General features: G+C 42.2%; 7 protein-coding genes. All 7 read left to right on the top strand.

All coding sequences use genetic code 11. The annotated features are described in order from the left end of the window. Positions 1–368 precede the first annotated feature (368 nt). The 7 genes from lspA to carB all read left to right on the top strand — a co-directional run bounded on the left by lspA (position 369) and on the right by carB (position 8958). On the top strand, positions 369–806 hold the full coding sequence (lspA, locus tag HMPREF3182_RS00035) for a signal peptidase II (protein ID WP_007391867.1): 438 nt from the start codon (positions 369–371) through the stop codon (positions 804–806). 11 nt (positions 807–817) lie between these two features. Then, a complete protein-coding gene (locus tag HMPREF3182_RS00030; protein WP_007391868.1) occupies positions 818–1735 on the top strand; it encodes an RluA family pseudouridine synthase in 918 nt (305 codons plus the stop codon). A 9-nt stretch (positions 1736–1744) separates the two neighbouring features. Next, positions 1745–2290 (top strand): bifunctional pyr operon transcriptional regulator/uracil phosphoribosyltransferase PyrR, encoded by a 546-nt coding sequence (gene pyrR / locus HMPREF3182_RS00025; protein WP_007391872.1) that lies wholly within the window; start codon positions 1745–1747, stop codon positions 2288–2290. Between the two features lie 190 nt (positions 2291–2480). Next, the gene (locus HMPREF3182_RS00020; RefSeq protein ID WP_007391866.1) at positions 2481–3422 is read left to right on the top strand and encodes an aspartate carbamoyltransferase catalytic subunit; all 942 of its coding nucleotides are present in this window, start codon (positions 2481–2483) and stop codon (positions 3420–3422) included. Continuing rightward, positions 3406–4695, top strand: coding sequence for a dihydroorotase (locus tag HMPREF3182_RS00015; RefSeq protein WP_007391870.1), 1290 nt, complete (start codon positions 3406–3408; stop codon positions 4693–4695). Before HMPREF3182_RS00020 ends, HMPREF3182_RS00015 begins: the two co-directional genes overlap by 17 nt. Further along, a complete protein-coding gene (locus HMPREF3182_RS00010; protein ID WP_062484795.1) occupies positions 4692–5750 on the top strand; it encodes a carbamoyl phosphate synthase small subunit in 1059 nt (352 codons plus the stop codon). Before HMPREF3182_RS00015 ends, HMPREF3182_RS00010 begins: the two co-directional genes overlap by 4 nt. 1 nt (position 5751) lies before the next feature. Further along, a complete protein-coding gene (gene carB, locus HMPREF3182_RS00005; RefSeq protein WP_062484793.1) occupies positions 5752–8958 on the top strand; it encodes a carbamoyl-phosphate synthase large subunit in 3207 nt (1068 codons plus the stop codon). Positions 8959–9601: the final 643 nt, after the last annotated feature.

Below are 9601 nucleotides of genomic sequence, written 5' to 3'. Positions count from 1 at the left end.
AAAAAGAGTACCGATATATCGGTACTCTTTTTTTATTCTCACGACATGCTATATCTTATAACGTAACATGACATACTAGATACGTTAGGCCTAAACAGAAAAAGAAACGCCATAACCATTGCTTTTGAAGGTAGCAACCTTATTTGATAGATGGCGGTAGTGTTACTATATGTAGTCGTGCATAGAGAAATTTTTCGCGTAAGAAAGTAAGTCTAGTAGGTATTTTTATCGTGGTACAGGTCATGAGCAATTAGTATGTCTATGGGAAGAGAAAAAATAAATTATTATTAGTGGATAGAATTGAATTTTAGTATATTCTATGATAGGATAGTATCACTGTTGAAGATGGAATGAGTAGGAGGATATTTGTGCAAGTAATGAGTGTTGCGGTCGGTATGGCCGTATTGGATCAAGTATCAAAAGCAATAATTAGACATCAGATGACATTACATGAATCGATTCCGGTATTTTCGGATTTTTTTCATATCACATATATATTAAATCGAGGTGCCGCTTTTGGTGTTTTAGAAAATCAACAATGGCTATTTTTGTTGATTGCATTTTTTTTGTTTGTCTTATATGGTGTGTTTCGTACTAAATTACCTTCGTCACGGTTGCTACATGTAGGTATGGGATTACTTCTTGGTGGAGCCTTAGGAAATGCACTTGACCGTTGCATTCATGGTGCAGTGGTTGACTTTTTTGATTTCTTAATTTGGCCGGTATTTAATTTGGCAGACGTAGGCATTGTTATTGGTGTTATGCTATTATTATGGTATAGTTGGCATCATAAGATATCGAAATGAGGGAATATGGCATGAAACATCAAACGTATGAAGTGATAGAAGCGGATAAGGGCATCCGTTTAGATGTTTTAGTAGCACGAGAATTAGCTATTTCACGTGCTTTTGCCCAACAATTGATTAAAGAAGAGAAAGTTTATGTCAACGATTGCAAACGTAAAGCAAATTATCGATTGGATGTAGGACAGATGGTTGCGATGGAACCATCACAACCAACAGAGTTATGTGCAACACCGGAAAATATTCCCTTGGATATTTTATATGAAGATGAACATCTTATTGTAGTGAATAAACCACGTGGCATGGTCGTTCACCCCGCCCCAGGAAATCCGGCAGGAACATTGGTCAACGCCCTTTTATATCATTGTCAAGGCTCTCTATCGGGAATTAACGGGATGATTCGTCCAGGCATTGTACATCGCTTGGATAAAGATACCTCCGGGGTCATGGTGGTAGCTAAAACTGATGTTGCCCATCGGCATCTCGCCGAACAGATTAAAGCACATACAGCCAAGCGAACCTATTGGACCTTAGTGCATGGTACCCTTGCCGAAATGCGGGGAACAATTGAAGCACCTATTGGCAGACATCCAAAAGATCGGATAAAAATGGCGGTAAATCTAAAAAACGGACGAGAAGCGATTACACATTTCACCGTACAGGAGCGTTATCGTATGTATACATGGATTGCTTGCCAGCTCGAAACGGGAAGAACGCATCAAATTCGCGTGCACTTAGCCTATATTGGACATCCGGTGGTTAACGATCCCGTTTATGGCTATAAACGGGATGCGTTCCCCATACAGGGACAAGTATTACATTCATACAGTTTGCAATTTATACACCCTATTACGGGGGAAAAAATGGACATCAAAGCGTTGCCTGCAAATGATTTTATGGTGTGTTTACAGCAGGCGGCGACACAACGGTAGAGGTGGCGTATGTGGAAGGATAAAGCACAGTTAATGGACAACAAAGCGATGGAACGTGCTATTCGGCGTATTGCTCATGAGATAATAGAACGAAATCGCGGCTTAGATGAAACGCTATTAGTGGGAATTAAAACACGCGGTATTCCCTTGGCAAAACGGTTAGCGTTAGAACTAGAAAAAATAGAAGGCTGTACTGTTCCCGTATATGAAATTGATGTATCAGCCTATCGGGATGATCGAAAACAATGTACCGTAGATGGTATGAATAGTACGGTAACGCCCTTTCAAGCGGATGGCAAGACGATTGTTTTAATTGATGACGTCTTATATACGGGACGTACCGTTCGCTCAGCATTAAATGCGATTATGGAAATGGGGCGACCTAAATTCATTGAATTGGCTGTTTTAGTCGATCGTGGGCATCGTGAGTTACCTATTCGTGCAGATTATGTAGGGAAAAATGTACCCACATCACACCGAGAAGATGTTGCTGTACAGATGCAAGAAACGGATGGAATGGATCAAGTCCTTTTACGGGAATATCAGCAAGATTAGTATTGACTTTGATTTTAAATATAGTATACTTAATAAAGATATGAGTAGTACCGAGATGCTACCGTATAGTTACTTAGATACATAATACCTTTAAGATAGTCCGGAGAGGCTAAAAAGGTAGGTAGTTAATTATGCCTAATTGTAGACCTTTGCCGGACGGCAAAGGTCTTTTTTGTAAGGAGGATGCTGCATGGGTATAAAGGGAAAGAGCCTGCTTGGATTGGAAGGAGCAACGAAAGAGGAAATTGAACTTATCTTACGAGTAGCCAAAAAAATGAAAACGGTCGTGAATAGTGAGAATAAAAAATTACCGCTGTTACATGGAAAATCAGTGGCAAATATGTTTTTTGAACCTAGTACACGCACTCGCAGTTCTTTTGAATTGGCAGCGAAATATTTAGATGCTGATGTGTTAAACTTTACGCCGTCTACGAGTTCTTTAGTCAAAGGAGAAAGTTTGCGTGACACCCTATTGACCGTTACGGCAATGGGCGTAGATGCGATTGTTATGCGACATAAACAAGAAGGGGCACCATTATTTGCTAGTCAATGTGTCGACCCGCTTATCATCAATGCTGGTGATGGGGCACATGAACATCCGACACAAGCACTTTTGGATCTGTTTACGATACAAGAAGTTAAAGGACACATCGACGGATTAAAAGTGGTTATTGTCGGCGATATTGATCATGGTAGAGTTGCTCGTTCCAATATTTATGCTTTAAAAGCATTAGGCGCAGATGTACATCTCGTTGGTCCCCGCACCTTATTACAGCCTGACCTTGCGACATTGGGTGTGACTATCCATTATGAGTTAGAAGAAGCATTGGTAGATGCTGATGTTATCAATGTCTTGCGGATCCAAAAAGAACGGCAAGGAAGTGGCTTTTTCCCCAGTGATAGAGAATATGCAACCCTCTTTGGTATTCATCAAACGTCATTACGGCAAGCAAAGGAAGATGTATTAATTCTTCATCCCGGTCCCATGAATAGAGATCTCGAAATTGGTACAGATGTGTGCTATGGACCTCATTCAGCGATTCAAGAACAGGTAAAAAATGGCATATCCGTGAGGATGGCTGTGTTATATTTGACTATTATAGGAGGCGATGACGTTGACCTTACTCGTTAAGAACGGTAGAGTAGTTAATCCGGCAAAAAAACAAGATGAAATTTGCGATATTTACATAGAAGACGGGAAAATTCGTGCCATGGGAACGAATTTATCCATGTGTGCAGATGAAATATGGGATGCAACAGGGTTAGTTGTCACGCCGGGGTTAATTGATATGCACGTGCATTTACGGCAGCCTGGACAGTCGTACAAAGAAACAATTGCTAGTGGCACGGCCGCCGCTGCTGCTGGGGGCTTTACTCGTGTCGTGACTATGCCGAATACAAAACCCGTTATCGATTCCCCTCTCATTGTCGAAGGATTACGGTATAAAATCGAACAAGAAAGCCACGTGAAAGTAGATATTATCGGTGCTGTATCTAAAGGCATGGAAGGGCGTGAACTGGCGGCAATGGGTGGCATGGTAAAATCAGGGGTAGTTGCCTTTTCTGATGATGGTCACTATGTAGAAGATTGTGATTTCATGCGTAAAGCCATGGAATACAGTAGCATGTTGAAAAAAGTCATTATTGATCACTGTGAAGATACCCATTTGATTGCAGATGGTGTGATGCATGAAGGTGCTGTATCGGCAGCGTTAGGTTTAAAAGGGCGTCCCGCTGTAGCTGAAGATATAGCGGTGGCACGGGATATTTTGCTGGCACAAGCAACGGGATGTGCCGTACATATTGCTCATATTAGCACAAAAAATGCCGTTGCTATGGTACGCCGTGCCAAGGCAGCAGGCATTCCCGTTACGGCTGAAGTAACACCACACCATGTTATTTTTACGGACGAAGCCTTACGGAGTTACGATACGCGGTTTAAAGTCAATCCGCCGTTGCGGTCGGAAGAACATCGGGCAGCCGTGGTAGCCGGTTTGCAAGACGGCACGATTGATGCTATTGTAACGGATCACGCACCACACAGTTGGGATGAAAAAGATAAAGAATTTAATATAGCACCAAGTGGTTTTGTTGGACTGGAAACTAGTGTAGGTGCCGTATTGACCCATTTATATCATACAGGATGCATGGATTTAGCCACGCTTATTGAAGCGATGAGCGTGCGACCGGCAACCATTTTGCACTTGCCGGCGGGAGTATTAGAAGAAGGCCGTGATGCGGATATTACATTGCTGGATTTACAGACCGAATGGGCTGTTGATGCCTCAACCTTTTATTCCCAAAGTAAATTATCACCATTTGATGGGATGATTTTTAAAGGAAAACCCGTAGGCACTATTGTTGATGGAAAAATAGTTATGAAACAAGGGGAGGTATTGGCATGAAAGGGATGCTCGTCTTAGAAAATGGAAAACGGTTTTATGGAACATTGCTATTAAACGAACAGACAGTGGGAGAAGTTGTATTTAATACGGCGATGACAGGATATCAAGAAACATTTACTGACCCATCTTATGCAGGTCAAATCATTACCATGACCTATCCACTTATGGGAAATTACGGCTTATTTCATGAAATAGAACAAGCATCACGCCCTTATGCAGCTGGTTTTATTGTCAGTGAACTTTGTCGAGAACCGAGCAATTGGCAAAATGAAGGTCCCTTATCCACATTCATGATGAACCACCATATTCCTTGTTTATATGACGTTGATACACGGGCGATTACACGTGAAATACGTCAACACGGTGTAATGAAAGGTATTATCGTACGACAAGATACAGACGAAGCGGAGATACAAAAGTGCTTAGCCCAGCCGTTAGAAACCCAGTGGGTACGACAGGTGACGACACAGAAAATTAAAACCGCAGGCAACGGAAAATATCATGTAGCCGTTATGGATTATGGGGCAAAACAGAATATTTTACGTGACTTGCAACGTAATGATTGCCGTCTTACCATATTTCCGGCAACGACTTCAGCCGAAGAGGTGCTAGCCGTACAGCCTGATGGCATCTTCCTCAGTAATGGACCGGGTGATCCGCAAGATATTCCCTATATCGTAGATGAAGTAAAAAAAATGATTGGCAAGAAACCCATTTTCGGCATTTGCCTGGGCTTACAAATGCTGGGGTTGGCCTTAGGGGGAAAAAGCTATAAATTACCTTTTGGGCATCGTGGGGCAAATCATCCCGTACAAGATGTGCACACGGGACGGGTATATATTACCTCCCAAAATCATGGTTATGCGATTGATGCAGACACGTTACCGCCGACGGCACAAGTCACCTATCGTCATTTGCATGATAACACCTTAGAAGGATTTGTCGTACCGTCACAGCACATCATGTGTGTACAATATCATCCAGAGGCCTCGCCGGGTCCAACGGATAGCTTGTATTTGTTTGAACAATTTGTGAAAATGATGGAGGAATGCTAAGATGGCAAAGGATATAAAGAAAGTACTCGTCATTGGCTCGGGCCCGATTATTATTGGACAAGCGGCGGAATTTGACTATGCAGGTACACAAGCTTGTCGTGCATTGAAAGAAGAAGGCGTGGAAGTAGTTCTCATTAATAGTAATCCGGCTACAATCATGACGGATGAAGATATTGCCGATCGAGTATACATCGAACCGATTTCTTTAGATTACGTGACGGCAGTTATCAAAAAAGAACGACCTGATGGATTATTGGCTACCTTAGGCGGTCAAGTCGGCCTAAATATGGCAGTGGAATTATCACGGGCAGGCGTACTGGATCTATATAACGTTACCCTATTAGGCACGGATTTAGCAGCAATACAAGAAGCGGAAGATCGTGAATTATTTAAAGAAGCCATGAAAGATATTGACCAGCCGGTGGCGGAAAGTGATATCGTTGAAGACGTAGGAACCGCCTTGGACTTTGCCCGTACCATAGGCTATCCCATTATCGTACGACCGGCATATACCTTGGGCGGCACCGGCGGTGGCATTGCTTATACGGAAGAAGAACTCGCTGCCATTGCCGCACGTGGGCTTAAACTCAGTCCTATTCATCAGATCCTTGTGGAGCGGTCTGTTGCAGGATGGAAAGAAATCGAATATGAAGTCATGCGGGATAAGGCAGATAATTGTATTATTGTTTGCAACATGGAAAACATTGATCCCGTTGGGGTACATACGGGCGACTCTATTGTTGTCGCACCCAGTCAGACTTTAAATGACTTACAATATCAAATGCTACGTACGGCATCCTTAAAAATCATTCGCCGGCTGAAAATAGAAGGTGGCTGCAATGTCCAATACGCGTTAGATCCCAAGAGTAATCGGTATTATGTTATTGAAGTCAATCCGCGAGTTAGCCGTTCCTCTGCATTAGCTTCTAAAGCAACGGGCTATCCCATTGCCAAAGTAGCCGCCAAAGTAGCCTTGGGAAAAACCTTGGATCAAATTTCTAATGCCGTTACCGGTAAGACCACTGCTTGCTTTGAACCAACGTTGGATTATTGTGTTGTCAAATTTCCCCGTTGGCCGTTTGAAAAATTCTCCCTTGCTGATAAAACGTTGGGAACACAAATGAAAGCAACGGGCGAAGTCATGGCACTAGATCGAACGTTTGAAGGAGCCTTACTTAAAGCGGTACGATCATTAGAAATTGGGGTGGACTATTTAGCCTTACCACATATAGAAAATAAATCACTAATTGATATCGTTGAAGCATTGAAAAAACAAGACGATGAACGGATATTTGTTGTCGCCAGAGCATTGCGCTTAGGCATTAGCGAAGAAAAAATACATATGCTTACGGGGTATGACGTATGGTTTATTCGGCACATCAAACACATTGTCACCATGGAAAATGAACTACGCCACCAAGGATTGACACCGGCATTGGTGGCACAAGCTAAAAAATATAGCATGCCCGATAGCTGCTTGGCACGACTGACGGGCAAAACGGAAAGTGAAGTCCGGACTTTTCGGACACAACTGGGCGTGCGTCCCACCTTTAAAATGGTGGATACATGTGCCGCCGAATTTGCCGCCGCTACGCCGTATTACTACTCCTGCTATGCTAGTGAAGATGAAGTCCAACCGCTAGAAGGACGAAGCGTTATTGTTCTCGGCTCGGGGCCAATTCGTATTGGACAAGGCATAGAATTTGACTATTGCTCGGTCCATTCCTCCTGGGCGTTACGCCGGCTGGGCATGAAGAGTATTATTGTCAATAACAACCCCGAAACGGTTAGCACCGATTTTGATACATCCGACAGTTTGTACTTTGAACCCTTAACGGAGGAAGACGTTATGGCTGTAATCGAAAAAGAAAACCCCGTTGGTGTTATCTGCCAATTTGGCGGACAGACGGCAATTAATCTCGCCGCACCATTAGCACGGAGAGGTGTACCCATCTTAGGAACATCCGTAGAAGGCATGGATCGAGCCGAAGACCGAGAACGGTTTGATGAACTTTTAGCAACGCTACATATTCCTCGTCCAGACGGGCGAATAGCTACGAGTGATACTGAAGCCATGCGAGTTGCCAAAGAATTGGAATTTCCGCTTATTGTACGCCCCTCCTATGTGTTAGGCGGGCGTGCCATGGAAATTGTCTATAATGAAAGCGAACTAGAACGATATCTTCGTGAAGCCGTCATTGCCTCGCCGGATCATCCCATTTTAATTGATGAATATATGGTAGGAAGAGAAATAGAAGTAGATGCAGTTGCTGATGGAATAGACGTGTTTATTCCGGGCATTATGGAACAAGTCGAACGGGCCGGCGTTCATTCCGGTGATTCCATTGCCGTGTATCCGCCGCAACATTTAGCACAAGATATGATTACGCAAATTGTGGAATATACAACGCGTATTGCTTTGGCATTAAATGTAAAAGGTGCGGTAAACATTCAATTTGTGGTGGCAAAAGGGAAGCTATATATTATTGAAGTTAATCCACGCTCCAGTCGTACCGTTCCCTTCTTGAGCAAGGTCACGCATGTGCCGATTGTTGAATTAGCCACCCGTATTGCCTTAGGCGAAACCTTAGCGTCTATGGGGTATCAAAGCGGATTGTTACCGTCTAAATCGCATGTAGCGGCAAAAGTACCCGTATTCTCCTTCAGTAAAATCGGCTTGGCGGAAATTGCCTTGGGTCCGGAAATGAAATCGACCGGTGAAGTTATGGGCATCGGCAAAACCTATTCGGAAGCCTTATATAAAGCCGTTAGCGGTGCGAATATGCGAATTCCGTCAGGAGGAACAATACTCGTAACTGTAGCCGATCGCGATAAAGAAGAAGCATTGCAATTAGCACACGGATTTTGTGACTTAGGATATCATATTATGGCGACAGCCGGTACGGGAAAATATTTACAAGAAAACGGATTAGATGTGACGATTGTGCGTAAAATACATGAAGGAGGAGAAAATATTGCCACGCTTTTGCGAGATGGTAAAATTGATCTCGTTCTCAATACCCTAACTTTTGGTAAACATCCTGAACGGGATGGATTTAACTTACGACGTATGGCCGTGGAATTAGCTGTACCTTGCTTGACTTCATTAGATACGGCACGAGAAGTATTGCGGGTATTTGCAGACAAAGGCAAAAATTATACCTATTATACGGTAGCAGCATTACAAGACTACGATATGGATATATAGAGCATATACGATATATCAAGGCGAACAAAAAGAAATTTTGTTCGCCTCTTTTTTATATACATGCCAGTCAATATAAATAGAGATATGAATATCTATAATAAAATATAGGCTAAAAAAATCTACAGATGAGATAATATAAGCTAATTACCTGGGGATAATAGACACATATTGACGCAGCTAAAAAAATAAAAAGAAAATATGATTTACGCAATAAAAAAAACAAAAACAAAATAAAATAAATAAAAATAGATATAATAATTAAAATAATAATAATAATAAGATAAAATGTATGTAATAATTAAAAAATACAATAAAAAAACAAGCAAATAGGGAATAACTATCAGTTTCATTTATATTTGACAAATATAATAAAAAATGGATAATAAGAACCATAAACATATGAATATCATATGTGCATGGGGTAGTACAGATACAGTTCTGTATATTATGTAAAGATATATGAGGAGGAAGTAACATGAAGTTATCAGGAAAACAATTAACGACAGCTGTATTGATCGGCTTAATGGGGATTAGCGCCGGCGGAGTGGTTATGGCTGATGCGGGTGGTTTGCCGCAGTTAACTTCGCGGGTTGAAGCATTAGAAGAAAAAGTCGGCGATGACCAAAACGGCTTGAAGAAAGAC

Origin of the sequence: Megasphaera hutchinsoni (assembly GCF_001553405.1) — a bacterium.
Classification (GTDB): domain Bacteria; phylum Bacillota; class Negativicutes; order Veillonellales; family Megasphaeraceae; genus Megasphaera; species Megasphaera hutchinsoni.
Note: the sequence above shows the minus strand (reverse complement) of the source record. Positions and strands in the feature narration are given on the sequence as shown.

Excerpts from the sequence above, each read along its gene's own strand:
- HMPREF3182_RS00010 (WP_062484795.1), top strand. The coding sequence starts at position 4,692 with ATGAAAGGGATGCTCGTCTTAGAAAATGGAAAACGGTTTTATGGAACA.
- HMPREF3182_RS00030 (WP_007391868.1), top strand. The coding sequence starts at position 818 with ATGAAACATCAAACGTATGAAGTGATAGAAGCGGATAAGGGCATCCGT.
- carB (WP_062484793.1), top strand. The coding sequence starts at position 5,752 with ATGGCAAAGGATATAAAGAAAGTACTCGTCATTGGCTCGGGCCCGATT.
- pyrR (WP_007391872.1), top strand. The coding sequence starts at position 1,745 with ATGTGGAAGGATAAAGCACAGTTAATGGACAACAAAGCGATGGAACGT.
- HMPREF3182_RS00020 (WP_007391866.1), top strand. The coding sequence starts at position 2,481 with ATGGGTATAAAGGGAAAGAGCCTGCTTGGATTGGAAGGAGCAACGAAA.